The sequence below is a fragment of the Streptomyces ortus genome, from assembly GCF_026341275.1.
In the GTDB taxonomy this organism is placed as follows: domain Bacteria; phylum Actinomycetota; class Actinomycetes; order Streptomycetales; family Streptomycetaceae; genus Streptomyces; species Streptomyces ortus.
In genome coordinates, this window is the sequence record NZ_JAIFZO010000002.1 from 3,553,572 (window position 1) to 3,576,107 (window position 22,536).

General features: G+C 71.1%; 19 protein-coding genes and 1 pseudogene. 10 read left to right on the forward strand and 10 right to left on the reverse strand.

All coding sequences use genetic code 11. The annotated features are described in order from the left end of the window. Positions 1-83: 83 nt before the first annotated feature. Both K3769_RS19035 and K3769_RS19040 read left to right on the forward strand, forming a co-directional pair. Positions 84-1,622: an alpha/beta hydrolase gene (locus K3769_RS19035; RefSeq protein ID WP_267027604.1), complete on the forward strand. Its 1,539-nt coding sequence runs from the start codon at positions 84-86 to the stop codon at positions 1,620-1,622. A 14-nt stretch (positions 1,623-1,636) separates the two neighbouring features. Then, entirely contained in the window at positions 1,637-2,290 is a 654-nt protein-coding gene (locus tag K3769_RS19040) for a hypothetical protein (RefSeq protein WP_267031438.1), read from the forward strand. Between the two features lie 48 nt (positions 2,291-2,338). Here the strand turns inward: K3769_RS19040 and K3769_RS19045 are convergent, their stop codons facing one another. From K3769_RS19045 to K3769_RS19075, 7 genes and pseudogenes are all read right to left on the reverse strand, one after another. Further along, complete coding sequence (locus K3769_RS19045; protein WP_267027605.1) at positions 2,339-3,115, reverse strand: polysaccharide lyase family 7 protein; 777 nt, start codon at positions 3,113-3,115, stop codon at positions 2,339-2,341. Positions 3,116-3,154: 39 nt separating this feature from the next. Then, positions 3,155-4,054 (reverse strand): annotated as a pseudogene (locus K3769_RS19050) (chitinase); the annotation flags it as partial. A 321-nt stretch (positions 4,055-4,375) separates the two neighbouring features. Then, positions 4,376-5,137, reverse strand: coding sequence for an isocitrate lyase/PEP mutase family protein (locus tag K3769_RS19055; protein ID WP_267027606.1), 762 nt, complete (start codon positions 5,135-5,137; stop codon positions 4,376-4,378). Between the two features lie 17 nt (positions 5,138-5,154). After that, positions 5,155-6,486, reverse strand: coding sequence for a glycoside hydrolase family 125 protein (locus K3769_RS19060; protein WP_267027607.1), 1,332 nt, complete (start codon positions 6,484-6,486; stop codon positions 5,155-5,157). Positions 6,487-6,573: 87 nt separating this feature from the next. Further along, the gene (locus K3769_RS19065) at positions 6,574-7,617 is read right to left on the reverse strand and encodes a LacI family DNA-binding transcriptional regulator (protein WP_267027608.1); all 1,044 of its coding nucleotides are present in this window, start codon (positions 7,615-7,617) and stop codon (positions 6,574-6,576) included. Positions 7,618-7,673: 56 nt separating this feature from the next. After that, the gene (locus tag K3769_RS19070; protein ID WP_267027609.1) at positions 7,674-8,627 is read right to left on the reverse strand and encodes an ROK family protein; all 954 of its coding nucleotides are present in this window, start codon (positions 8,625-8,627) and stop codon (positions 7,674-7,676) included. Further along, positions 8,624-10,345: a class I mannose-6-phosphate isomerase gene (locus K3769_RS19075; RefSeq protein ID WP_267027610.1), complete on the reverse strand. Its 1,722-nt coding sequence runs from the start codon at positions 10,343-10,345 to the stop codon at positions 8,624-8,626. Before K3769_RS19075 ends, K3769_RS19070 begins: the two co-directional genes overlap by 4 nt. A gap of 295 nt (positions 10,346-10,640) precedes the next feature. Here K3769_RS19075 and K3769_RS19080 point away from each other — a divergent pair, with 295 nt between their 5' ends. The 5 genes from K3769_RS19080 (at position 10,641) to K3769_RS19100 (ending at position 18,251) form a co-directional block, all read left to right on the forward strand. Then, positions 10,641-11,954, forward strand: a complete 1,314-nt coding sequence (locus tag K3769_RS19080) for an ABC transporter substrate-binding protein (RefSeq protein ID WP_267027611.1) — start codon at positions 10,641-10,643, stop codon at positions 11,952-11,954. Beyond that, a complete protein-coding gene (locus K3769_RS19085; protein WP_267027612.1) occupies positions 11,951-12,907 on the forward strand; it encodes a carbohydrate ABC transporter permease in 957 nt (318 codons plus the stop codon). Before K3769_RS19080 ends, K3769_RS19085 begins: the two co-directional genes overlap by 4 nt. After that, a complete protein-coding gene (locus K3769_RS19090) occupies positions 12,904-13,725 on the forward strand; it encodes a carbohydrate ABC transporter permease (RefSeq protein ID WP_267027613.1) in 822 nt (273 codons plus the stop codon). The genes K3769_RS19085 and K3769_RS19090 overlap by 4 nt, the downstream gene beginning before the upstream one ends. Positions 13,726-13,807: 82 nt before the next feature. Then, positions 13,808-15,019, forward strand: coding sequence for a glycoside hydrolase family 76 protein (locus K3769_RS19095; RefSeq protein WP_267027614.1), 1,212 nt, complete (start codon positions 13,808-13,810; stop codon positions 15,017-15,019). Between the two features lie 49 nt (positions 15,020-15,068). Beyond that, entirely contained in the window at positions 15,069-18,251 is a 3,183-nt protein-coding gene (locus tag K3769_RS19100) for a glycoside hydrolase family 38 N-terminal domain-containing protein (protein WP_267027615.1), read from the forward strand. A gap of 51 nt (positions 18,252-18,302) precedes the next feature. Here K3769_RS19100 and K3769_RS19105 read toward each other — a convergent pair whose 3' ends face one another. Further along, on the reverse strand, positions 18,303-19,109 hold the full coding sequence (locus tag K3769_RS19105; protein ID WP_282566835.1) for a siderophore-interacting protein: 807 nt from the start codon (positions 19,107-19,109) through the stop codon (positions 18,303-18,305). A gap of 105 nt (positions 19,110-19,214) precedes the next feature. Between K3769_RS19105 and denD the strand changes: the two genes are divergently transcribed. Beyond that, positions 19,215-20,249 carry a D-erythronate dehydrogenase gene (gene denD, locus K3769_RS19110; protein ID WP_267027617.1) on the forward strand — a complete coding sequence of 345 codons (1,035 nt, stop codon included), beginning with the start codon at positions 19,215-19,217 and terminating at the stop codon, positions 20,247-20,249. 53 nt (positions 20,250-20,302) lie between these two features. On the opposite strand, the gene K3769_RS19115 is transcribed toward denD, so the two are convergent. Beyond that, positions 20,303-21,127 carry an SDR family oxidoreductase gene (locus tag K3769_RS19115; RefSeq protein WP_267027618.1) on the reverse strand — a complete coding sequence of 275 codons (825 nt, stop codon included), beginning with the start codon at positions 21,125-21,127 and terminating at the stop codon, positions 20,303-20,305. Between the two features lie 208 nt (positions 21,128-21,335). Here K3769_RS19115 and K3769_RS19120 point away from each other — a divergent pair, with 208 nt between their 5' ends. Together K3769_RS19120 and K3769_RS19125 are read left to right on the forward strand one after the other, a co-directional pair. Further along, positions 21,336-21,809, forward strand: coding sequence for a hypothetical protein (locus K3769_RS19120; RefSeq protein WP_267027619.1), 474 nt, complete (start codon positions 21,336-21,338; stop codon positions 21,807-21,809). Between the two features lie 45 nt (positions 21,810-21,854). Further along, the gene (locus tag K3769_RS19125) at positions 21,855-22,298 is read left to right on the forward strand and encodes a DUF6461 domain-containing protein (protein ID WP_372515155.1); all 444 of its coding nucleotides are present in this window, start codon (positions 21,855-21,857) and stop codon (positions 22,296-22,298) included. Here the strand turns inward: K3769_RS19125 and K3769_RS19130 are convergent. Beyond that, a complete protein-coding gene (locus tag K3769_RS19130; protein ID WP_267027620.1) occupies positions 22,289-22,444 on the reverse strand; it encodes a hypothetical protein in 156 nt (51 codons plus the stop codon). The two genes, K3769_RS19125 and K3769_RS19130, sit on opposite strands and share 10 nt — an antisense overlap. Positions 22,445-22,536: the final 92 nt, after the last annotated feature.

Below are 22,536 nucleotides of genomic sequence, written 5' to 3' on the forward strand. Positions count from 1 at the left end.
GGTCCGTCGGGCCGATGTCCGGGCCGCCGCTGCTCGACAGACTCGTTCGCGTGCCGGTAAAGCCCCCCACAGGAGGACACCTCATGCGCAGAAGTCTGCCCCTCGCCGTGACCGCCGCAGCGTTGACGGTGACCGCCCTTCCGGCGTCGGCGCCCGCGGCGACACCGTCCTCACCGGTGTCCGTGGCGGCCACGACGGCGCCGGCGCCCGGCGCCCTGCGGTGGGGCCCGTGCCCCGAGGGAGCGGCGGCACCCCGCCTGGAGTGCGCGACGCTCGAAGTCCCGCTGGATCACCGCGCCCCCGGAGGCCGGCGGATCGATGTCGCCGTCTCCCGGCTGGCGAGCGAGAAGCCGTCACAGCGACGCGGTGTGCTGCTGACCAACCCGGGCGGTCCGGGCGGCTCCGGCCTGACCTACCCGGCGGTCCTCGCCGCGTCGGGGCTGCCGCAGGAGGTGCTCGACTCCTACGACATCATCGGCTTCGACCCGCGCGGTGTCGGCCGCAGCACTCCGGTGACCTGCGACCTGACGGAGAAACAGCAGTGGAGCGGCAACTTCCCGCCGTACGCGCACACCGCGGCCGACGTCACGCGAGAAGCACCGTACGCCCGGAAGATCGCCGGGCAGTGCGAGAACTCGGCGACTGCGTGGATGCTGCCGCACACCACCACCGCCAACACCGCACGCGACATGGACCTCCTCCGCGCGGCACTGGGCGAGCCGAGGCTGTCGTACCTCGGCGCCTCCTACGGCAGTTACCTCGGCGCGGTCTACACGACGCTGTTCCCACGGCGCAGCGACCGGATCGTACTCGACAGCAATCTGGGTCCCGGCGGCTACGACGTCACGGCCATGCGGTTGTTCGCCAGGGGGCTTGAGGACCGCTTCCCCGACTTCGCCGCGTTCGCCGTCGGGCACCCCGAGTACGGTCTGGGCTCCACACCCGAGCAGATCACCGCCAAGTTCTACGAGCTCGCGGCCCGGCTGGACGCGAAGCCGGTCCAGGGCGTCGACGGGACCGCGTTCCGCGCGTTCACCTTCGAGCAGTTGTACGCCGACAGCTCTCTGCCCCGGCTCGCCGAGTTCTGGCAGGCGGTCGAGACGGGTGGTGAGCTGCCGCTCCCGGAGCTGCCCGCGGGCCTGGAGAACCTGCTGGCCTCGCGTCTCGCCGTGGTCTGCGGTGACTCGCGCTGGCCGGGGACGGTACGGGAGTACCAGCGCAATGTCGCCGTCGACCGGCTGAGGTATCCGATGCTGGGCGGCTCCACGGCAAGCGTCAACCCCTGCGCGTACTGGCCGCGGGAGCGGACCGAACCGCCGGTGCGCATCACCGGCCGCGGCCCGTCGAACGTGCTGATGGTGCAGAACGAGCGTGACCCGGGCACTCCACTGGCCGGCGCCCGGGAGCTGAGGCGGGCCTTCGGCGGGCGGGCCACGATGGTGACCGTCGACCAGGGCGGCCACGGTGTCTACCCGTACGGCGGCAACACGTGCGCCAACGATGCCGCGACGACGTTCCTGACCACGGGGGAACGCCCCGCGCGGGACCTCGCCTGCGCGGCGCAACCCGGTGACGCGACGCACTCCGGTGACGCGGCGCAACCCCGCAACGTAAGCAAGTGAGGCAGGTGCCTGCGATGTTCGAGGAGATGCGGAGCCGCCGGGCCGCACGGCGGATCACCCCCGGGGACGGCCGGCCGCTGAAGCGGTTCCGCTGGTGGCAGCTGCCCTACCGCTCCCTGTTCTATCTGCCGCTGCCCGACGGGAGCGGCGGGAAGGCGGTCTACGCCGTGGACGTCAAACGCGGACAGGACCAGACGTCCGCGACGGCCGGGGCCGATCTGTACCTCGACGGCAGGCATCACGCCCGGTCGAAACTCCCCGCCGCCTTCCCGGTGCCGGGCGGCACCGTCGAGGTGCGGTTGAGCGCCTTCGGGCTGCGGCGCTGCCATTACGTCACCGTCGACGGCGCCGAACACCCGCTCGTGCCGGACCGCGACTCCGCCGAGGGGCGCCGGGCCCACCTGGACCGGAGCCACCCGGCCCTGAGCCGCTGGATCGGCGCCTTCTCGCTGACCGTGCTCGTCGTCGCCCTGGTCGTGCTGGTCACGCAGCTCGCCCAGCAGGTCGCCGAGATCCCCGCGGTGGCCGAGCGGGTCGGGGCCTTCACCGCGCCGGTCCAGCTGCCTGCCTGGTGCAACGTCGTGCTGACCCTGGTCACCGCGGTGGCGGGTACCGAGCGGGCACTGCGGTTGCGGTACAGCCGGCTGCTCGACGGCACGGCCGGCTGACGAAGGCGGTACCGGGGGCGCGCCCGTGGAACGCGCCCCCGGCCAGGCTCAGTTGTGGGAGACCGTCAGGCCGTAGAAGGCGACACGGGCCCCCTTGGTGGTGCTGTCCGATGAGGACTGGTTGTAGGAACCGGCCTTGAAGTACTGCTTGTACGGGTCGAAGGACGTCGGGATCGTGTAGTGCGTGGTGCTTCCGTTGACGGTCAGGTCGATGGTCCGGCCACCGGATACGGCTATGGAGTACGTCCAGGTCTTGCCGAGCGAGACATGGCCGACGGTGTGCGGGGTCTGGCCGCCGGCGGGTGAGTTCTCGATGCCGGCCACGATGTCGCCGTTCGCGCGGTAGTACAGCTCGACGAGCGGTTTCGTGGAGGATCCGCCGGAACCGAGGTGGATCTGCCCGACGCACACGTTGGAGGTCACCGACACCACGCGCAGGGTCGCGTCCATACGGTGACTGCCCTTGAGGGACCAGTCGGCGGCACTGCCGTTGCGGTTCATCTCCCGCAGTTCGGAGCGGGCGTACTTGGAGTTGGGGGTGGTGACGCCCTTCTCCGGGGCCCAGAAGGTCATCGCTCCGTCCCGGGTGTCGGTGTAGAAGTACGAGTCCTGGTAGCCGTTGGCGCCCTGGAGCCGGGACGAGGAGATGGTCGTCGGTGAGCCGGGAGAGCCGACGGGCTCCTGCAACTGCCATACGGAGAGGTCGAAGTTGCCGCCCGGAGCCTTGTTCGGGTCGGCCGCGGCGGCACTGCCGGTGCTCAGGACCGCGATCGTACCGACGATGCCCGCGACGGTGGCGGTGGCCAGGGATTTGAAGCGCGTCATGTGAGTTCCTTCGCGACGAGGGGGAACGGTGCGGGCGGGTCAGCCGGTGTACTGGGCGAAGACACGGGTGTAGTCCCAGGCGGCCTGGGCGACACCGGAGCAGCTCTCGGAGTCGCCCCCGGTGCAGGGCCGGTCGCGGTTGGCTGACCAGAAGGTGAGCCGGGCCAGGTGGTGCTGCTGGGCGTAGCCGAGGATGGTGCGGAAGTCGGCGACGGTGACCTTCTCGTTCTGGTCGGTGACGCCGTTCATGGAGGAGATGCCCATGGTCCGGTAGGCCTGGTCGTCGCTGTAGCCGTACGCCTGCTTCAGTGCGGTCCTGAGGCCTTCGGCGGCGCGCAGGGTCAGGGTGCCCATGTTCTGGCTTCCGCCGTCGAAGTCGAAGGGCATGATGGTCCAGCTGTCGGCGGCCAGGCCCGAGGCGGCGGCGCGTTTGATCAGGCTGGTGTCGGGGCCGCTCTGCCCGGTACCGATGGTGATGTGCACCTTCAGGCCCGGGTTGCGGGACTTGACGGTCTTCAGGGCGTCGACGGTGCGCTGCTGCACGGTGGGGTTGTCGTACGCGGCGGCCTCGATGTCTATGTCGATGACCTTGAGCGTGTAGGCGTCGACGACCTTCTGGTAGGCGGCGGCGAGTTCGCTCGCGCTGGAGCAGGAACTCTCCAGCTTGTTGCCGCTGTAGCCGCCGAAGGACGGGATGGCGTCGCCGCCGCCGTTGCGGATCGTGGTGATGGTGCGCTGGTCGACGCCGCCGGTGAGCGGGCGGCTGCCGTCCCACTGCGGGTTGCAGTAGCCGTTGCTGAGTATGAAGGCGAGGGTGAACGACTTCACGCCGGTGGCCTGGGTGATCGTCGTGGGACTGGGCGGGTTTCCCCAGCCGTTGTACAGGTACGGGGCGACGGCGGTCGAGGTGGCCGCGGGGACGGCGCCGGCCTGCGGGGCGGCGAGGAGAGCCGCCGTCAGGGGCAGGGCCGCCAGGGCGAGTCCGCCGCGCAGGACATGGGGACGAGTACGGGTACGGGTACGCACGGTCATGGGAGTGATCGCAGCCTTTCGTCCGAGACAGACGGTGGGGGAGGCTCGTTCAAGGTGGTGAACAACGAGTTCACCTATGAACACGTGGTGTGCGCAAGAACGTAAAGGTCTGAACCAACGCCGTCAAGGGTTCGGGGAGATCCTCGTACGACGCCGACGACAGACGGGCGCCCCCGGCCCTCCCAGAGGGCCGGGGGCGCCCGTCGCCCGGTCAGTTCGTCAGGGTCGTCAGGGGGCCCACGGCCCGAGCATGCCCTTCATCGCGTCCGTCAGCGCGATCTGCAGCAGCGGACCGTAGGTGATCCGGCCGACGCCGAGACGGCGGAAGCGTTCGAGGTCGTGCTTGACGGGATGAGCGGTGGAGTTCACGGGAACGGCGACGGCACCGGTCACCGCCGTGAGCAGGTCGTCGTCGTCCTGGATGCCCACCGGGTAGACGCTGTCGGCGCCGGCCTGCTCCATGGCCCGCAGTCGCTCGATCGCCTCGTCGCGGACCTCGGAGGCGTCCTTCGCGTGCAGGAAGAGGTCGGTGCGCCCGTTGACCCAGAGCGGGACGCCCGCGTCGTCGGCCGCCGCGCGCAGCCCGGCGATGTACTTCGCGTGCTCCTGCGTGCCGCGCACGCGTCCGCCGTCCGAGTGGACGGTGTCCTCGACGTTGAGACCGACACCGCCGGCCTCGATGAGTCCGGCGACGAGATCCGCCGGCTGCTGTCCGTACCCGGCCTCCAGGTCCACGGACACGGGCACGTCGACCGCCGCGATGATCGGCCTGACGGCGGCGAGCACTTCCTCGAAGGTCTGCCCCTCGTGGTCCTCGGCCCCCCGGGAGTCGGCAAGTGGATGGCTGCCGATCGTCAGCGCGGGAAACCCGGCGCCGGCCGCCGTACGCGCCGACCAGACGTCCCAGACGGTCGGGAGCACGAGCGGCTTGTACTCGGCATGCAACTGCTTCAGGCGTTGAGCACGCTCAACTGTTGTACGAAAGTCCATACGGGAACGCTACCCGTTCACGCCCCCGGGGGCGCGGACGCCTGGGGAGAGGGCCGGGACCACAGGGGGCGGGTCCCGAGACCGGCCACGTCCAGGGCGAGTTCCGCGTACATCGCGTTGGCCCAGGAGAACCAGTGCCGGGTGAACCGCCGCGGGTCGTCCTTGTGGAAGGACTCGTGCATGGCGCCGGTGCCCGCGTCGGTGTCCGCCAGCGTGCGCAGGGCCGCGAGCCGCGCCGCCTCGTCGTCGCCGGTCAGGCCCTGCACCGCGATGGCGATCGGCCAGATGTGGTCCTCGGGGGTGTGCGGGCTGCCCACTCCTTCGGCCGCGGTCCCCCGGTACCAGGTCGGGTTGGCCGGGGAGAGGACGAACTCGCGCGTGGCGCGGTACAGCGGGTCGGCGGTGGAGACGTTCGCGACCAGGGGCAGGGAGAGGAGGCTCGGCATGTTGGCGTCGTCCATCAGCAGGGCGTTGCCGAGTCCGTCCACCTCATAGGCGTAGATCGTGCCGTGGTCGGGGTGGTCGACCGTTCCGTGGCGTGCGACCCCCTCGCGCAGCTCGGCCGCCAGGGCGGTGGCGTCCTCGGCCAGTGCCGTGTCCCCCACCTGGTGTGCCATCTCGGCCGTCCCGTCGAGGGCGGCGGCGGCGCACAGGTTGGCGGGCACGTTGTATCCGTACGTACAGGCGTCGTCGCTCGGGCGGAACCCGCTCCAGGTCATTCCGGTCCGGGCGACGGGCGTTCCGCGCCCCTCTGCGGGCAGCGTGTCGCTCGCCGGTCCCGAGGTCCGCGAGAAGCGGTAGGCGGACAGGCGCTCGTGGTCCTGCTCGGTCCGCCAGACGGTGAGTACGGAGTGGGCGGTGCGCACCGCCCCGTCGAGGTGGTCGGTGCGGCCGGTGGCCCGCCAGAAGCGGTGGGCGAGCAGGAGCGGGAAGGCCAGCGAGTCGACCTCGTACTTCTCCTCCCACACCCAGGGGTCCACGCACAGGTCGTCGCCGTCGTGAGCGTGTCCGGAGGGTTCGGGGTTGAAGGCGTTCGCGTACGGGTCGCGCCGGATCTGGTCGAACTGGCGCTCCAGTACGGCGGCCACCAGGTCCTGCAGGCCCTTGTCGTCCCGCAGGAGCGCCAGGTAGGGCATGAGCTGGGTCGACGAATCGCGCAGCCACATGGCGGGGATGTCGCCGGTGACCACGAACGCGCTGCCGTCGGGCATGGCCCGGACGGTGCGTGCGAGGGTGTCGTCGAGGCAGCGCACCAGCAGCTGTCCGTGGCGCCGGTCGCCGAGGGAGTCGAGGTGCCGCACCGCGCGCCGGACCAGCGGATGGTCCTCGACACTCGTGGGGAACTGCATGGTCGGCCCTTCTTCGTACGTGACGTGTCGCGTGACGCGCCGGGTCACCTGGTACATGCGGTGTTACGTGACTCGTTGCGTGACGCGTTATGTGTCGGTCCGCGGGGTACCGAGGGCGCGGCCCCCGGCGTGGACGCCGTGGCGGACGACGCGCGTGGGGATCGTGACGCGGCGGGACGGGGGCTGCTCCGCGTCCTTGTGTCCCAGGCGGTCGATGAGCAGGCGTGCGGCTTCCCGGCCGATCTCGTCGGCGTCGTAGGAGACGAGGGTCAGTGGCAGGCCCAGGATGTCGGACAGCTCGAAGTCGTCGAAGCCCGCCAGCGGCAGGGTGGTCGCCGACTTGTGCAGGGCCCGGATGGCGCCCTGGCTGATGCGGTTGTTGGTGCAGAACAGCGCCGCGGGGGCGTCGGGCCGGCCCAGCAGTTCGAGGGTCGCCGCCTCGGCCGTCGCCGCGTCGACCAGGCCCTGCCGGATGAGGGAGTTGTCGGGCTCGACGCCGGCCTCGTCGTGTGCCGCCCAGAACCCGCGCAGTCGTTCGGCCCCGGTGTAGAGCGAGGGCGGATTGCCCAGGAAGGCGATACGGGTGTGCCCCTCGGCCAGCAGGCAGGCGGTGGCCTCGCGGGCCCCGTGGAAGTCCTCGACCAGCACGCAGTCGGTGTCGAGTCCCGCGGGTGGCCGTGCGGCGAGCACCACGGGTACATGGCGCATGGCGGCGGCCAGGTGCTGCTGCCGGCTCCCGGCGGGGACGACGATGAGCCCTTCGACCTGGTGGTCGACGAGGCCGTCGACGAGACCGGGCTCCCGGTCGGCCTGCTCGGCGGAGTTGCTGAGCACCATGCGGAAGCCGTACTCGGTGGCGACTTCCTGGACGCCGAGCGCGAGGCGTGAGTAGAACGGGTTGGCGAGGTTGGTGACGACGAGCCCGATCATCCCGCTGCCGCCGAGCCGCAGGCTGCGCGCGGTCTCGTTGCGGCGGTAGCCCAGCCGGTCCACCGCGGCGAAGACGCGTTCCCTGGTCGCCTCGGAGACTCCGGGGTCGTTCTTCAGTACGCGGGACACGGTCATGGCGCTGACCTGTGCGAGCTTCCCGACGTCATGCATGGTCGGCCCGCCGCCTCGACGAGCTGTCATGCCCGTTCCCCCTTCTCCGTCGGCCTGCGGCGTGCGACCTCGCCCCGGACCGGTCCTCATGACGTGCCCGCCGCGCTGCGGACCCAGTGCGCGGCCCCGATCAGCGGTGCCGCCGCGGGCTGCCGGGCCGGCAGGACACGTACGGGCGACCTTTCGGCCCGAGCCAGTCCGCGGGCGAACGCGGGATGGAACAGGTCCCACGACTGCGCCATGGAACCGCCGACGACGACGGCGGTGGCCTCGAAGCGGTCGATCCACGGGGCCAGGGCCCTGCCGAGGGCGTCGAAAGCGTAGCGGAAGGCCTCCGCCGCGGCGCTGTCGCCCTGTTCGGCCGCCGCGGCGATCTCGTGGACGTCCGGCAGGGTGGCTTCGTGACGCGGGTCCGGCTCCCGGTGCGGAGCCGTGAGCCGGGCGTGGTGGAGGCGGATGGCGCGGCGCGAGACCGTCTCCTCCAGCGGGCGGCCGTCGATGTCCAGCCGGTGCACATGGCCGCCGGGCGGCACGTCGGGGCCGTCGTGCACGGGCAGGCCGGCACGCAGGAAGGAGGAGCCGATGCCCGTGCCCAGCGTCAGGCACACCACAAGGTCGTGCCCCTCGGCCGCCCCGGCCCGGTGCTCGCCGAGCGCGAAGGCGTCGGCGTCGTTGAGGAAGCACAGCCGCTCGGCCCGGTCGAGGAGCCGTCGGCGCAGTCCCGCGCCCACGTCCACACCGGACAGGGACTCGAACTTGCCGATACCCGTGAAACGGCCGATGCCGGTGTCGTAGTCGAAGGGTCCGGGCATCGCCACCCCCCAGTACGGGCCGTGTCCGGGCGGCAGTCGGAGCGCGGTCAGGGCGATGTCGTCGAGGATGCCGTCGGCGCCTGCGTGCGAACCGAGCGGCCTGCGGATCACCGACGACACCACGGGGCGGCCTGTCCCGGGATCGACGAGCGCGGCGGTGACGTGCGTACCGCCGACGTCGAGGACGGGGACGGGCGCGGCCGACCGGTCCTTCGCGGCCTCGGTCACGGCTCGACCACCAGGGCCTTCACGATCCGCACCTCGTCGCCGCCCACGGCGCGCACCCGGTAGGGGCCCACCGCGGCGGGCACCGTGAGGGTCTCCGCGTAGGCGAGGAAGTGGGTGCGTCCGTCGTGGGTCTCGACGACGGCGCCCTGGCCGGCGGCGACGTTGAGGATGTGGAAGCGGCCCGCGGTGTCGTCGGGGATGCCCGCCTCGGGGGCGACGACCAGCCGGTGGACCGCGTAGAACATCTCGGGCAGCGCGCCGACGACCTCCTCGCGCCAGCCCTCGCCGGAGCGGAGCGTACGCGGCTGCTGGACCAGGTCCTTCACCACGTCCTCCCCGCGCCGTGCCGTGTCCAGGTTGGCGAAGCCGTGCGCGTAGGGCAACGGCCGGGACGCGCCGGCGGCGTCCTTGCGCAGCCAGTCGTACAGGCGCAGCGAGTACAGGTACGGCGTCGCGCTCACCTCGAGCACCAGGTTCCCGGCGCCGGAGGCGTGCGGGGTACCCGCGGGGATCATGAACAGCTGGCCCTGGACCGACGGGTGCGTCTGGATGTGGTCCTGGACGGGGAAGGGGGTGCCGTCGGCGATGGACTCCTCCACCTGGCCGCGCATGACGTCGGGGTTCGCGTCCTCGGTGAGCCCGAGCAGTACGCGGGCGCCCTCCTCGTGCGCGGTCACGTAGTACGTCTCGTGCTGGGTGTACGGCCAGCCGAACACCTCCCGCATGTACTGCTCGCGCGGGTGGAGGTGCAGGGAGAGGTTGCCGCCGCCCATCGTGTCGAGGTAGTCGAAGCGGATCGGGAAGGAGGTGCCGAACCGGCGGTGCCCCTCTTCGCCGAGCATGGCCTCGGGGTGCTCGACGCACAGCAGCTGGAACGGGATCTCGACCTGCGCTCCGTCCTTCTCGCCGACGACCACGCCCGCCTCGGGGGCGATCAGTTCGTAGCCGAGGGCGGTGTTGCCGGCCTGCGGGGTGAAGCCCAGTTCGCTCGCGGCCCACTGGCCGCCCCAGGGCGTGGAGTTGAAGTAGGGGCGGGTACGGACGGGCCCGTGGGCCAGGTGTTCCAGCGTGGCGCGCAGCGCCGTGCCGTCCAGGGAGGCGGGCGCCGACGGGTCCTGGGTGTCGATCCATCGGTCCACCCGGCCGGCGATCGCGTCGCGGTGGCGGTCCAGTACGGGCCAGTCGGTGTAGAACAGGCGCACCAGGTCGCCCGGCGCGCCGGGACGCCCCAGGTTGGCGCCGACGGGCAGCTCGCCCTTGCTCACGGCGGCCTCCGCGTACCGCTTCGGCAGGTCGGCGTACCAGAGCACGTCCGGTGCGCAGAGCGCCGCGCCCGGCCCGAGGACCAGCAGCACGCCGTCCCCCTCGGGCTTTTCCGGCTGCGGCACGGAGTCGAAGAGGTCCGCGGTGCTCGCCTGCGACAGCGGGGTGAAGAACGGGTCGTCGGCGGGGTGGGGCGATGCCGTGATCCGTTCGGCGGCGGAGGGTGCGTAGTGATCGCGTACGTCCAGCCGCTGTGCCTGCCGTCCCGTGAGGCGCACGGCCGCCGTGAGGCCGTCGGCCAGGGCGTCCCAGTCCAGTGCGGCAGGACCGTCCACGGCCAGGACGAGCGGACCGGGCGGCAGCGCGGCGACCGCGGCCGGCCATCCCCCGGTCACCTGCCCGCCGACGGGTTCGTAACTGGGGTGGGGGTCGTACGAACGAGACGCGGACTGCACATCTGCTCCTCAGTAGGGCTCTGTCGGTGCGTTAACGATAACAACGACTGTCCGGGAGAGTCCATCCTCGATCCGTCATCGATTTTCTCCGGCATATGGCCTTACAAGCTGGCCTTTTAGCAGAGGTCGAACCCACTTTCTCTCCTTCTACCGTCCAGACCCTTGCCACTGCAGAGATGTTGTCGTTAACTTCCACGCAACAACCACTCGGCAACCCCGGGCGTTTCCGGGACATAACTGTGCCCAGTGGTTCACATTCGGCCATGCACATGGCTCGCTTCCGTGAAGGTGATCAATGTCAGCATCGGGCAGGACCCGAAGTGCGGCCGCGCCGCTCGCCCGGCGCCGCCTTCTTGCCGGGATGGCCGCGGGCGCGGCCACGCTCACGGCAGCAGGCTGCGCCCGCGGAGACAGCACGTCGGCGCAACCGGGCACCACGAGCATCTCCAACGACAACGCGACCTGGGACGACGGTTACCGGGCGGCCGGACGCGCGCTGGAGAAGATCACCGGCTACGCGCTGCGGCCGTTGTCCAACCCTTCGGTGACCTCGTACCAGCAGGTCGTCCAGATGACGCTGCAGACGTCCAAGGCCACCGACCTGGTCAAGTGGGCCTCGGGCTACCAGCTCAAGCGCCTCGCCCGGGCCGGCGGCCTCACGGACCTGTCGGGCGTCTGGGCGAAGTACCAAGCGAAGGGATGGGTGCGCGGCGCCTCACGGGACGCGGTGGCGTACCGGGGGAAGGTGTACGGCATCCCCCTCTACGAGTCGTACTACGTGCTGTTCTACAGCAAGCCGGTGTTCAAGAAGCTCGGGCTGTCCGAGCCCCGGAGCTGGGACGAGCTGCTGCACTGCGCCGAGGTCCTCAAGCGAAACAAGATCACGCCGTTCCTGGCGAGTCAGGTCGGCGGCTGGCCCGCGATCGAGTGGTTCCAGGAGCTGGTGACCAAGGTCGACCCGCGGTTCTACCAGAAACTGGTCACCGGCGAGGCCTCGTACACCGACGACCCGGCCCGCGAGGCGATGGACATCTGGCACGACTTCATGCGCAAGGGCTGGATGACGTCGCCCGACTTCGACCAGGCCCGGGGACCCGGCGCGCTGAAGGCCGGGACGGTCGGCATGTTCCTGCACGGCACCTGGCAGGCCCAGGGAATGACCGCGGCCGGCATGAAGCCGGGCGCGGACTACGGGGCGTTCATCCTGCCCACCGTGAAGTCCGCGACACCGAAGAGCGTGATCGCCGAGTCGGGCGTCTTCACGGTGCCCGCCCGTGCCTCCTCGCACGACGCCGCCCTGGCGAACGTCGGCTCGTGGCTCGCCCCGCCCGTCCAGCGGGTGTGGAGCGACTTCCTGCAGGACAGCTCCGCCAACCCGACGGTGCGGTCCGACAACCCGGTGGTGGCGGCGCTGCAGCGGGACGTGGCCAAGGAGCACCGGATCCCGCTGATCCGCTACTGGGAGGCCAGCCCGCCGAGCCTCATCCAGGGCAACACCAACGACCTGGGCGGGTTCATGGCCGGGCAGACCTCACCGGAGACCACGCTGCGCCGGATGCAGGAGCGCGCACAAGACGAATGGGCAGCCTGGAGGCGCGACGAGGCATGAGTACTTCCACGACCGACCGACCCGCCACCGGCGGGAGCAGACGGACACCGCCCGCCGGCGGGGAGCCGCGTCCCGTGCGGCGGGACACCTGGATCAGCGGGCGCGAGCGCCTGACGGCCGGGGGGTTCATGGCACCGGCCGTGCTCCTGGTCTCGGTGTTCCTGCTCGCCCCGTTCGTGTGGACCATCCACCGCAGCTTCTTCGCCGACACCCGGACCTCCCCCTTCAGCTGGTTCGACAACTACACCCGCTTCGCCTCCGACCCGGCCCTGACCCGCTCGATCCAGAACACCCTGCTGTGGGTGGTGGGCACGGTCGTGCTCCCCTTCGTGCTCGGGCTGGCCATCGCCTGCATGACCGACGCCACCCGCTTCTCGCGCCTCGCGCGGCTGTGTGTCGTCCTCCCGTACGCGCTCTCGGGCTCCGCGGTGGCGGTGGTCTGGAACTTCATGCTCACCACCGACGGCGCCGTCAACCAGGTCCTGACCACGGTGGGCCTCGACTCGTTCGCCCAGGGGTGGCTGCTGACCTGGCCGGGCAACACCCTCGTGATGATCCTCGCCAACGCCTGGCAGGCGACCGGTGTGGCCGTCATCCTCTTCCTGGTCGGACTCCAGTCCATCCCGCCGGAGACCCTGGAGGCCGGTTCCCTGGACGGGGCGGGGAGCTGGCAGCAGTTCCGGTACATCGTCCTGCCGCAGCTGCGCCCCGTGTCGATCATCGTGATCGGCATGAGCCTGGTCAACGGCCTCAAGTCGTTCGACCTGATCTGGGTGCTCACCCAAGGAGGCCCGGGCCGGGCCACGGAGACCCTCGCGGTGTCCATGTACAACGAGACCTTCCTGGAACTGCGGCCCGGCGCGGGAGCGGCGATCGCCGTCGTCCTCACCGTCATCGTCCTGGCGGCCTCCTGGCTCTATCTGCGCCGTCAGCTCGACGTGAAAGGCGAATGACCATGTCCCTCGGCCGCGTCCTGCGCACCGGCACCGTCGCGGTGCTCGCCCTGCTCTGGTTGGTCCCGACCTGGCTCCTGGTGGTCAACGCCCTGGTGCCGGCCGAAAGCTACTCGGGCAGCCCGCACTGGTTCCCGACGGAGTTCGGACTGTTCGACAACATGTCCCAGGCCTGGGACCGGGCCAACCTGGGCCCGGCGTTCGGCAACAGCCTGCTGTACTCCGTCGTCAGCGCGCTGGCCTCCGCCGTACTGGCCGCGGGCGCCGCCTTCGCCACGATCATCATGCCCGTGAAGCACCGGGCGCTGTGGTTCTGGGTGATCTACTCCGGCACGCTGCTGCCCCTGCAGGTCTTCATCCGCCCGCTGTTCCTGTCGTACGCGGAATCGTCCCTGTACGACACCCAGTTCGGGCTCGTGCTGATCTACACGGCGATCGCGATCCCCTTCGCCTTCTTCGTCATGCGCAACTACGCCCTCACCCTGCCGAAGGAGGTCGTGGAGGCCGCGCGCCTGGACGGCGCGTCCTGGTGGCGGCTGTTCTGGCAGATCCACGTACCGCTCACCAGATCCGCCATGATCGCCGTGTTCGTGTTCCAGTTCGTGGCCGTGTGGAACGACCTGATGTTCGGCATCACGCTGACCACGAGCCGCAACATCCGGCCGGTCATGGCCGCGCTCGCCGACCTGCAGGGCAACTACTCCAACGTCGGTCCCCCGGTCGTGCTGGCCGGCGCCCTGCTGGTCTCCCTGCCGACGCTGGTGCTGTTCTTCTCCGCGCAGCGCTTCTTCATCAGCAGCCTCAAGATCCACCGCTGACCCCCGTACGTCCTCTCCTACGTCTTCTCGTACGTCCGCTGTGTCCCTCTCTTCTCCTTTTCCTCTCCGTGAAGGGTGAACCATGCCGCGACCGCTGCTCCGCCGTGCCACCGTGACCGCCGTCTGCGCGGGCCTGCTCTGGACCGCCGCCCCCGCACACGCCGGCACCGACCGTCCCGACCGGCCCCGCCCCGTCCCGCAGTCCCTGTGGGCCGACCGCGCCACCGAGACCTACCGGGCCCTGCAGACCCGTCTGTACGAGGGCACGGACCAGCACGGTCTGTACCTGGAGCACACCCCGCGACAGGCGAGCGACCCGGCGCACTCCTTCCTGTGGCCGTTCCGCGAGGCCGCCGCTGCGGCCGTCGACATGCAGGAACTCCCGCGCACCGGCCAGGCCTACCGCGCGGACGCGGCGGAGCGCTTCGACACGTTCGAGCTGTACCACTCCGGCGGCGAGCGGCCCGGCTACCAGTCGTACCTGCCCGCCCCGCTCGGCCCGGGCGGCGACGTCTACTACGACGACAACGCCGTGGTCGCCCTGAGCCAGCTCGACCAGTACGAGTCCACCGGCGACAGGACGTTCCTGCGGCGGGCCGAGAACGTCATACCGGTCGTCACCCGCGCCTGGGACGGCGACACCGCCAAAGCCTGTCCGGGCGGCATGGACTGGGTCGACTCCCCCAACAACAACGTCCGGGCCACCAACGTCACCTCCCTCTCGGCGCAGCTCGCCGCCCGGCTCTACGAGCACACCCACAAGCGTGCCTACCTGGAGAAGGCCGAGCAGTGGTACGGCTGGGTGGCCTCCTGCATGCGCAAGGCCCCGGGGCTGTACGTCAACGATCGCAACGACGACGGCAGCATCAACGAGACCCTGTGGACGTACAACTCGGGCGCCATGATCGGCACGGCGACGGCCCTGTACCGCGGGACCGGCAAGTCCGCCTGGCTGACCAAGGCCGTCACCGACGCCGACGCTTCTCTCGCGTACTGGGCGCAAGATACCCGGCTGCACGACCAGCCGGCCATCTTCAACACCTTCTACTTCAAGGACCTGCTGGACCTGGACGCGATCCGCCCCAACCCGGCCTATCGGCAGACCATGAGCGACTACGCGGACAGCACGTACCGGACCAACCGGGACGCCTCCGACGGGCTGTTCCGCTTCCAGCCGTCGAACGGCGGCGACTACGACCCGCAGGCCCCGGCCGCGACCCTCAACCAGTCGGCCATGGTGCAGATCTTCGCCACCCTGGCCCGCGGCGACCGGCACGGTCACGGGCCCAAGTAGGGCCCGTACCACCCGACCCGAACCCCGACACGAAGGACGATCACGCACCATGCCCAAGCCACCGCTGACCCGGCCGTCCTGGTGGGACTCCGACATCGCGCGCGACATCCTGCGCAACCGCGTGGTCACCGCCGCCGTCGGCGTGGGTGACCTGGAGGTGCGCCTGTCGGGCGAACCCCTGTTGCGCCACGACGGCTCCGGCGGACTGCTGCAGTCCATCCGGGTGCGGCTGCACGGTCCGGGCGCGGCGGCCGGCGTCCGGGTGCCGCGTATCACGAGGGTCCGGGTCACCACCGCCGGCGGTACACCCGTCCGCGGCGAACTCCTCTCCGGCCCCGGGACGGACCTCCGTGTCCTGGTGCCGGAGGTGGACGCGCCCACCGACCTGCGGATCGAACTCCCCGACCTCGCGGAAGGAACCTGGCTCGACTTCGAGGCCCGCCCGCAGCGCCACTGGACGCTGCACCTGGTGCAGCACTCCCACCTCGACATCGGCTACACCGATCCGCAGGGCCGGGTGATGGCCGAGTCCCGCGCCTACCTCGACTCCCTGCTCGAACTGTGCCGGGACACCGACGACTGGCCGGAGCCCGCCCGGTTCCGCTGGGCCGTCGAGGGGTTCCACTCCTTCCAGGACTGGAGCGCCAACCGGCCCGCCCGCCAGGTGGAGAACTTCCTGGACCGGGTGCGCGAGGGGCGCGTCGAGCTGACGGCGATGCCGTTCAACCTCCACACGGAGACCTGTTCCACGGACGAACTGCACGAACTGCTGCGCCCGGTGACGGAGTTGCGTGACCGCCACGGCATCGGCATCACCACGGCCATGCAGACCGACGTGCCCGGGCAGGTGGTCGGCCTGCCGGACGTCCTGGCGGACAACGGCATCCGCTACCTGTCCGTGGCGCACAACTGGGCCGGACGGGCCGTCCCGCACCTCGTCGGCGGAGCACACCTCCCGCGGTTGTTCCGCTGGCAGGCGCCGAGCGGCAACAGCGTCCTGGTGTGGCGTACGGACACTCCGCACGGTCTGGCGTACATGGAGGGCTCGATCCTCGGTTTCGACGAGTCCTACGACAGCGTCGACGACCTGCTGCCCGCCTACCTGTCCGCCCTGGCCCGGTTCCCCCATCCGCACGAGGGCCGCGGGATTCCCGGCTTCCCCGTCCTCGACCAGACCTCGGCCGCCACGGCCGGCGTCGATCCCTATCCGTGGGACGTCCTGCACCTGCGCGTGCTGGGCAAGTTCGCGGACAACGGCCCGCCGCGCCGGATCATCGCCGACACGGTGCGCCGCTGGAACGAGCAGTGGGCCTATCCGCAGCTGCGGGCCTCCCGCAACGAGGACTTCTTCGCGGACGCCGAGCAGCGCGTCGGGGACCGGCTGGAGACCTACCGGGGCGACTGGAGCGACTGGTGGGTGGACGGGGTCGGCGCCGGAGCCGTCCCGCTCGCCGCCACCCGCCGCGGCCAGGCGGCCCTCGCCGAGGCCCAGACCGTGGCCGGGTACGCGCACCTGCTGAACGTACCCGGCAGCACGGCGGTCACCTCGAAGGCGCCGGACGTCTACCGGGCCGCCTCGCTGTTCAACGAGCACACCTGGGGCGCCGGCGACCCGTGGACCCACGGCGATCACGGCCACGGCTCCGGTGAGCAGCAGTGGCACTGGAAGTACTCCCAGGCCATGCGCGCGCACGACGACGCGGAGACGCTCCTGGACGCCGCCTCCGCACTGCTCGGCGAGGCCTTCGCCGCACCCGCCGACGCGCCGGCCTCCTTCCACGTCGTCAACACCTGCAGCTGGCCGCGTACGGAGACGGCACGGCTCTTCCTGCCGGAGAGCACCGTCGCGCTGCGCGACCCGGTCCAGGTTCTGGACGCGCGCACCGGTACGGCGCTGCCGTTCGTGGAGGAGGCGCAGAGCAACGACCGTCACCGGGCGGCCGGCCGGTTCCTGAACGTGCCCGTCGCCGACGTACCGGCCTGCGGCTCGCTGCGTCTGGACATCGTGCCCGGCACCGCTCCTGCCCCCGAGCCCCGGGACGACGGCCGGGCGGGCTCGTCCGCGGACCCGGTCGTCCTGGAGAACGACCACCTGCGGGTCACCGTCGACCTGCGCGAGGCGTGCATCGGCTCGGTCGTCGACAAGGGGACCGGACGCGAACTCGTCCGGCAGGACTCCGTCATCGGCTTCAACGGCTATGTGTACGACGAGTACGCCACGGCCGGCGCGTTCAACCACCAGTCGAGCAAGACCGTCGCCGACGACTCGATGCACCTGCTCGCCTCGCGCAGCACGGCGCCGCCCGCGGCACTCGTCGACCGCACCACGGACGCCACCGGCCAGAGCCTCGTCTACGAATGCGCCCCGGCCGGCACGCGACGGCTCCGGGTGACGGTGCGCCTGCCGCACGACGCGGCCCGTATCGACGTGGAGAACCGCATCGACAAGACGGCGACGCTCACCAAGGAGAGCGCCTTCTTCGCCTTCCCGTTCGCCCTGGACGACCCCTCCGTGCGCACGGAGGCCACCGGCGGCGTCCTCGGCACCGACCGGGAGACCGTGCCGGGGTCCGCCATCCACATGCGCGCGATCCGCCGCTGGATCAGCCTGAGCGACGCCGGCCACCACGCCGCCCTGGCGACGGCCGACGCCCCGCTCGTGCAGCTCGGCGGGATCGCGATCCCGTACGCGCCCTACCCGCAGTCGCTGCCGCAGGAGGAGCCGGGCACGGTCTTCTCCTGGGTGCATAACAACGTCTGGGACACCAACTTCCCGTCCCAGCAGGCGTTCCACCAGACGTTCCGCTACAGCGTCGCCTTCACGGCGGCCAAGGGGAACTCCGAAGGGCTCGGCGAGCGACTGGCCGTGCGTACCGCGGCCGTCACCAGCCATCCGCTGGTACCGGTCCGCGCCCGTGCCCGTGCGGGAGCCGAGGCGGATCTTCCGGCGCAGACGAGGTTGCTGACGCTGGACGATCCCCGGGTGCGGCTCGTCGGGCTGACCGTTCCGGGCGAGGGGCGGCTCATGGTCCGCCTGCAGTCCCTGGCGGACACTCCGGTCGTCTGCCGCGTCGGTACCCCGCTCGCGGTCGGGCAGGCGTTCCGCACCAACTACCTGGGGCTGGACCCGCACGCGATCGACGTGGACCCGGAGGGAACCGTCCCGGTCACCGTGCCGCCACTCGGAACGGCGGCGGTCGTCCTCCACCTGCGCCCGACACCGGACGCGTAACGTCCGCGAGGGGCCGTGCCGGTGGGCACGGCCCCCCGGGCGCGGCACCGGTCAGGCGGCAGCGGCCTGCTCGTGCGCCTCGCGCTTCCAGAAGCCGGAAAAGGTGATACGCGACTTCGGCAGCCCCGAGCGGTGCAGGTGCCGGCGGCCCTCGGTGGCGAGGGTCGACTCCCCCACGACGAAGGCATAGCCCGTCGGGGCGGCGGGCACGTGCCGGCGCAGTTCGGCGAGCGCGGCGGCGCCGGGAACCGCGGACGGGTCGTCGCGCACCACCCAGGTGACGCTCACTCCGGCCGGGGCGTCCAGGTCGCGGCGGTCGCCCGCGGTCGGGATCTCCTGGATGACACGGCCGACCGCTTCACGCGGGAGGGAGCGCAGGATCCCGGCCGTGGCGGGCAGACCGCTCTCGTCGGCGACGAGCAGCACCTCGGAGGCGTCGTCGGGGCAGTCGAACAGCAACCCCTGGTCGAGCAGCGCGAGTTCCTCGCCGGGGGCCACCCCGCAGGCCCAGATCGCCGCGGCGCCCTCCGGTTCGCCGCCCGGGCCGCAGTGCACGACGAAATCGATGTCGAGCTCCGCCGCGTCGGGACGGAATTCGGCCACGGTGTAGTTCGCGCAGTGCGCCCGCTCGTCCTCCGGTGTGGCGAGGAACGGCTTCCACCAGACAGGACCGGAGATCTCCGGCAGGACGAATTCCTCCTGGTGCGGTTTGCGCAGGAACAACCGGAACCACTGGTCGTAGCCTTGCCACGGGAACGAGGAGAGCTCGGGTCCGGTCACCGTGACCCGTTGCATCGAGGACGTGTACCGCTCACTGCGCACGACGTGACAACGGAACAGCCGGGGCTGCCGGGGCATCAACTTCGGATTCTTCGACACGCGAGTAAGGCTAGCCTTAGCTTACTTCGATGCCAACCCCGATGCCTCGGGACGCCCTGAGGAGGACCGCATGAGGAGGACGGCATGAGGATCGTCATCACCGGTGGGTTCGGTTTCCTGGGGCAGCGGGTGACCGACGTCCTGCTCGCCCGGCGGGCCCTGTGCGGTGCGCCCGTCGACCGGTTGCTGCTCGCCGACCGGTACGTGCCGACCGCGTCGCCGGTGGCGCACCACCCGCTGGTCGACGTCGTCCGGGGCGACCTGAGCGAGCGGCTCGACGACGTATTCAGGGAGCCCGTGGACGTGGTCATCCACCTGGCGTCGGCCGTGTCGGCCGAGTGCGAGAACGACTTCGACCTCGGCATGACCGCCAACCTGGACACGACGCGCGCACTGCTCGACGCCGCCCGCGCCCAGTCGGCCGCCGGCGGACCGACACCGCGGGTGGTGTTCTCCAGCAGCGTCGCGGTGTACGGCTCCGACCCCGCGGCGCCCCTGCCGCCCATGGTCGACGAGCGGACGCTGCCGACGCCGCAGTCGAGTTACGGCACACAGAAACGCGTCTGCGAGCAGTTGATCGCCGAATACACGCGGCGGGGCTTCATCGACGGACGCGTGGCGCGTCTGATGACGGTCACGGTACGGCCAGGCGCACCGAACGCCGCCGCCTCCGGCTTCCTGTCCGGCATCATCCGCGAGCCCCTCGCCGGATCCCCCGCCACCTGCCCGGTCGACCCCGGTCTGCGGGTCGCGCTGGCCTCACCGCGGCGCACCGTCGAAGGCATCCTCCGTATCACCGAGGCCGCACGCGACGACGGCCCCGGCTCCCTCGAAGGCCGGCTTCCGGTCAACCTGCCGGCGCTCACGGTCACGGTCGCCGAGATGCTCGACGCGCTGCGCCGGGTGGCCGGTGACGCCGTCGCCGACCTGGTGACCGTCGCGCCCGACCCGGCCATCGAGGCCATCGTCGGTTCATGGCCCGCCTCGTTCGACAACGCGCGCGCCACGGCACTCGGCCTGCGCCCCGACGACGACTTCGAGTCGGTCGTCAGGGCGTACATCCAGGACCATCCCGAGGCCGTCGACGTCGATGTCGGCTTCGGGACGGGCAGCCCCTGAGGGAGGCCGCCGACCGACCGGGGGCCGGGCCGACCGGCGCTCGGACCTGCCCCTCAGCCCTGGGCCAGCTCCGCCACCGGCTGCCACTTCTCCCACGTCGCCAGCCGTCCCTCGTAGTCGGCCCTGGCGATGCCCAGCGGTGCCGTGCCGAGGAAGCAGCGCAGCGGCGGCTCGTCGGCGTCCACGATCTCCATCACGGCGGCGGCGGAAGCACTCGGGTCGCCGGGGGTGCCGACGCGCTTGCGGCGCTGCTCCTGCACCTGCTTGTGGAACTCCGCGTACGCGGGCAGCGGTTCGGACGTGCTCGACGAGGAGCCGGCCCAGTCGGTGGCGAACCCGCCGGGCTCGATCAGGGTGACCTTGATCCCGAACGGCGCGACCTCCTGGGCGAGGGCCTGGCTGATGCCCTCCAGCGCCCACTTCGACGCGTGGTAGATGCCGACCAGGGGGAACGCGCTGATCCCGCCGATGGAGGAGACCTGCAGGATGTGGCCGCTGCCCTGCTCACGCAGGAACGGCAGGGCCGCCTGGGTGACCCACAGCGCCCCGAACAGGTTGGTCTCCAACTGCGCCCGGGCCTCCGGCTCGGAGATCTCCTCCACCATGCCGAAGTGGCCGTAACCGGCGTTGTTGACCACCACGTCGAGCCTGCCGAACCGCTCGTGCGCCTGGCGCACGGCGGCGAAGTCGGCCTCGCGGTCCGTGACATCGAGTCGCAGCGGCAGGAACCGCTCACCGTAGGTCTCCACGAGTTCGTCCAGCGTGGACAGGTCGCGTGCCGTCGCGGCCACGGAGTCGCCGCGCTCCAGCGCGGCGATCGCCCACTCGCGGCCGAATCCGCGTGAGGCACCGGTGATGAACCAGATCTTCTGCGTCATGGCATCCTCCTCAGGAAAACTCGTCGCCGGGGCCCGCGGCCAGCGGCTTCACACCGTCGCGCGTGGCAGAGCGGGCCCTGCACCCCCAGCGAACACCTTCGAGTGCGCTCCAGGGCAAATCGACACCCCGACCGCCATCGCGGCGGACGGTGAGTGGGCCCGTACTGCCGGAGTCGGCTTGTCAGAGGCACCCGTTACGGTGCGGACCATGGGAAATTCAGGCGGATCGCTGACGACCCGGGCCGCGGGCGAACTGCACCAGCTCATGCGGGCAGCCGGGTTCACGGGCATCGACGACACCAGGGCGTCGGTGAAGGGCTGGCAGGTCACGGACTTCGCCGACGCCGGACCGAGCAGCCTGGCGAACCTCGTCCGGCGACTGGGGGCGCCGGCTCTCATGGTGTCCTACGTCGACAGCGATGTGGGTCTCGTCGAGGCCCTCACACCGGACGGCGGCAGTTGGGAAGGCCTGCTCAACCCGGAGTTGGCGGAGAGCTACGAGATACCTGTGGAGCACTTCCCCGTCGAAGCCGCCGTGGCCGGCGCACTCGCATGGTCGGCCGCCGCCGGACTGACGCCGGACGAGGAGGCCGTCCGGCAGGCTCTCACCGGGTCGGAGCTGTTCGCGGAAGAGCTCTCCTCGGCCCTCCTGACCGCCCTGGGTCTGCCTGAGGGCACCTGACCCCGCCGGAGTTAGGACCGGCAGGAGGAGGACCGCGCGTTGTCAGTGGCATCGGACGGACTGGTCCCCCTGCTACGGGGAGTCGGCTTCCCCCTGACCTCCGAGGGAGAGCACGACGACAGCGCCCCGGACGTCGACCGCAAGGCGGCGGTCCTCGCTCTGACCGAGACACTCACCGGCATACGGGTCACCGAAGCCCTCCTCCAGGACGCCGTGTACGAGCTGGGACTCGTCCCCGAGGAGCCCGCCGAGGAGTGGACCGGCGTGGTCATCGACATCACCGATGCCCACGGGGAGCGCTTCTACAAGGAGTGGACCTACGAGGAGGTCGCGACGGCGTCGGAGCGTGCACGCGCGGAGGCGAACGCACCGGTCAGGATCACGTACAACGAGCCGCCGTCCAAGGACTGTTCGGAGCACGGGAGGGGTGCGTGGCGAGCGCGATGGCGGGAGTGCGTCGCAGAGGTGCGGCAGGACATTCACAGGTAGGACTGCAGCCAGTACACGAGCAGTCCCGCCGCTCCGGTTCCCAGGCCGTACGCCATGCCACGCAGCAGAGCGAAGGCGGCGGCATCACGCAGGCGTCGGCGGCGCGATCCCGTGCTGGACACGGCGGTTCGTGGCGTACGTCGCATGGTGTTGTACGTCCTTCCGGGGGCATGAGGAGATGCCTGCCTGCGGTCGGTGGCACAGGAACCCGGGACAGCGGGCGGGCACCTCGTCCGTG

Bases quoted from the DNA above. Each gene is read 5' to 3' on its own strand.
- K3769_RS19060 (WP_267027607.1), bottom strand. From the start codon at position 6,486: ATGCAGTTCCCCACGAGTGTCGAGGACCATCCGCTGGTCCGGCGCGCG.
- K3769_RS19055 (WP_267027606.1), bottom strand. From the start codon at position 5,137: ATGGACTTTCGTACAACAGTTGAGCGTGCTCAACGCCTGAAGCAGTTG.
- K3769_RS19130 (WP_267027620.1), bottom strand. From the start codon at position 22,444: ATGCGACGTACGCCACGAACCGCCGTGTCCAGCACGGGATCGCGCCGC.
- K3769_RS19040 (WP_267031438.1), top strand. From the start codon at position 1,637: ATGTTCGAGGAGATGCGGAGCCGCCGGGCCGCACGGCGGATCACCCCC.
- K3769_RS19095 (WP_267027614.1), top strand. From the start codon at position 13,808: ATGCCGCGACCGCTGCTCCGCCGTGCCACCGTGACCGCCGTCTGCGCG.
- denD (WP_267027617.1), top strand. From the start codon at position 19,215: ATGAGGATCGTCATCACCGGTGGGTTCGGTTTCCTGGGGCAGCGGGTG.
- K3769_RS19080 (WP_267027611.1), top strand. From the start codon at position 10,641: ATGTCAGCATCGGGCAGGACCCGAAGTGCGGCCGCGCCGCTCGCCCGG.
- K3769_RS19085 (WP_267027612.1), top strand. From the start codon at position 11,951: ATGAGTACTTCCACGACCGACCGACCCGCCACCGGCGGGAGCAGACGG.
- K3769_RS19035 (WP_267027604.1), top strand. From the start codon at position 84: ATGCGCAGAAGTCTGCCCCTCGCCGTGACCGCCGCAGCGTTGACGGTG.
- K3769_RS19115 (WP_267027618.1), bottom strand. From the start codon at position 21,127: ATGACGCAGAAGATCTGGTTCATCACCGGTGCCTCACGCGGATTCGGC.
- K3769_RS19105 (WP_282566835.1), bottom strand. From the start codon at position 19,109: ATGCCCCGGCAGCCCCGGCTGTTCCGTTGTCACGTCGTGCGCAGTGAG.
- K3769_RS19100 (WP_267027615.1), top strand. From the start codon at position 15,069: ATGCCCAAGCCACCGCTGACCCGGCCGTCCTGGTGGGACTCCGACATC.
- K3769_RS19090 (WP_267027613.1), top strand. From the start codon at position 12,904: ATGACCATGTCCCTCGGCCGCGTCCTGCGCACCGGCACCGTCGCGGTG.
- K3769_RS19065 (WP_267027608.1), bottom strand. From the start codon at position 7,617: ATGACAGCTCGTCGAGGCGGCGGGCCGACCATGCATGACGTCGGGAAG.
- K3769_RS19120 (WP_267027619.1), top strand. From the start codon at position 21,336: ATGGGAAATTCAGGCGGATCGCTGACGACCCGGGCCGCGGGCGAACTG.
- K3769_RS19045 (WP_267027605.1), bottom strand. From the start codon at position 3,115: ATGACGCGCTTCAAATCCCTGGCCACCGCCACCGTCGCGGGCATCGTC.